The sequence below is a fragment of the Spirillospora sp. NPDC049652 genome (genome assembly GCF_040675125.1).
Classification (GTDB): domain Bacteria; phylum Actinomycetota; class Actinomycetes; order Streptosporangiales; family Streptosporangiaceae; genus Spirillospora.
The window spans coordinates 1-1,871 of record NZ_JBFAOF010001206.1 but is presented as its reverse complement, the minus strand read 5'-3'; the positions used below and the strand labels follow the sequence as shown (position 1 = coordinate 1,871).

Genomic DNA, 1,871 nt, shown 5'->3' with positions numbered 1-1,871 from the left:
CGGCGTCCCCGAACCGCAGCGACGAGATCGGCGCGGCACCGCCACCGTCGCCGCCCGCTGCGCTCCGGCCCTCGCTCCAGGCGCGGGCGAGGGCCGTCGCGGTGGCGCTCGGCGCGTCCACCTTCGCGGCGTGGTGGATGTCCAGGACGGCGGCGTCCCACGCGGACGGCAGCGCACCGGCGAGGTCGGCGACGAACCGCCGGACGAGCGCCAGCACGAGACTGAAGTTCGCGGCCTGCACGACCGCGCGCCGCCGGGCCGTCCGGCGCAGCAGCTCGTGGTCGTCCGGGGTCAGCCCGCTGGTGCCGATGACCAGCGCGCACGGCGTCCGCTCGGCGGCCTCCAGCAGCCGGGCCGTGCCCGCGCGCCGGGTGAAGTCCACGACAACGGGCGGACCGTCCGACGCCGGAACCGCGTGCAACGCGGCCGTGATGGCCTCGACATCGGAGGCGGCCCGGCCCGGGACGGCGCGGAGGTCGAGATGGCCGGCGAAACGGAGGTCGCCGGCCTCCCGGACGGCCGCCGCGATCAGCGCGGCCATCGTGCCGGTCCGTCCGCAGACGAGGACGGGCGTCGCCATGTCAGGACCGCCCTTCGAGCAGGCCCATGCGGCGCGCCAGCTCGGACTCGGCCATGTGCGGGCCGCCGAAGTGCGCGTGCGTCGCGTCCGCCCACGGCGGTCCGCCGGGCAGGCCGAACTCGGCGGCGAAGTCGTCGGCGATCCGGGCGGTGCGGCGGGTGAGGCGCGTGCACGCGGCCAGTGCGGCGGCGGCGGAGACGCCCGCCGAGGCCCCCACTCCGACCAGGGTCGTGGGGTCGGGGCCGTGGAGCCGGGGGCCGAGGCGCGCGAGGTCGGCGAGAAGGCTCAGCTCGATGTCCAGGCGGGACAGCTCGTGGGCGAGGTGCTGCGATCCGCTGAGCGGCGCGGCCCCTCCGTCCGGGACGGCCAGCACGCGCCGGAGTCCGGCGACGACCGAGGTGGCGTGCGCGACGGCGAGCGTGAGGTAGCTCCACGTGTAGGCGTCGAGCGCCGCCACCAGCGGGGAGCCCGCGTCCCAGGTCACCGGGGGTGAGACGAGGCTGGGGTCGATCGCGGCGTCCGCCGCCTCGGCCCAGCCCCAGCCCTCGGCCCCTCCCGCGCCGCCCACGGCCAGCGCCGGATGGTCGTGCGCGATGAGGCACAGCCGGAGCCCGTCGGCGCATCCGACCTGGACGAGGGCGGCCTCGGCCGCCGCGCTGCCGTACCGGTACCGCCCGGACAGGACGATCGAGACACCGGAGGCGCGGGCGTGCACGGCCGGGACGCGCGGCGACAGTTCCATCCCGGGCGTGAAGAGCGCGAGCGCGCACGGCGTCTCGCCCCGCCGGACGGCGTCCAGCAGCGGATGCTCGGACGCGCCGAACAAATCCAGCAGGGGCAGCACCCCGGCGGCATGCTCCAGGACGGCGGCGGCGTCCGGAAAGTCGAGGTCGCCTCGGGCGTCGAGGAGCCGGGACGGCACGGCGTCGGGGCGCGGGCGGCCGTCCGCCAGGAGTGCGGCCAGCAACCCGCGCACGGTTTCGGCCTTGGCGCTCACGTCCGCGCCCCCTCGCCGCCGTTCCCGGTTCCGGGGGCAGAGCCGGACGCGTGGATGAGGCGGACGACGCCGTCCACCGTCGCGAGCGCCTCCGGGTCGCGCTCGGTGTCGAGTTCGACCTGGTAGAGGCGTTCCAGCGCCTCCAGCAGGTTGATGAAGGCGATCGAGTTCACGCCGGCGTCCACCAGGGAGCCGTCGGCGGCGCGCAGGTCGGCGACCGAGACGACGCGTCCCGTGGCGATGACCACCAGCGCCTCGACCCGCTCGCGCAGGGCGGCGTCCGTCTCCGCGGGG

At 77.0% G+C, this 1,871-nt stretch carries 3 protein-coding genes; all 3 read right to left on the bottom strand.

Annotated elements, in window-relative coordinates; translation table 11 throughout:
- A partial coding sequence (locus AB0J52_RS38605; RefSeq protein WP_500188005.1) for a dihydrodipicolinate reductase C-terminal domain-containing protein occupies positions 1-580 on the bottom strand: 580 nt, incomplete at its 3' end.
- 1 nt (position 581) lies between these two features.
- A complete protein-coding gene (locus AB0J52_RS38600; protein WP_500188004.1) occupies positions 582-1,577 on the bottom strand; it encodes a hypothetical protein in 996 nt (331 codons plus the stop codon).
- A partial coding sequence (locus tag AB0J52_RS38595; protein WP_500188003.1) for a phosphopantetheine-binding protein occupies positions 1,574-1,871 on the bottom strand: 298 nt, incomplete at its 5' end. The genes AB0J52_RS38595 and AB0J52_RS38600, both read right to left, overlap by 4 nt.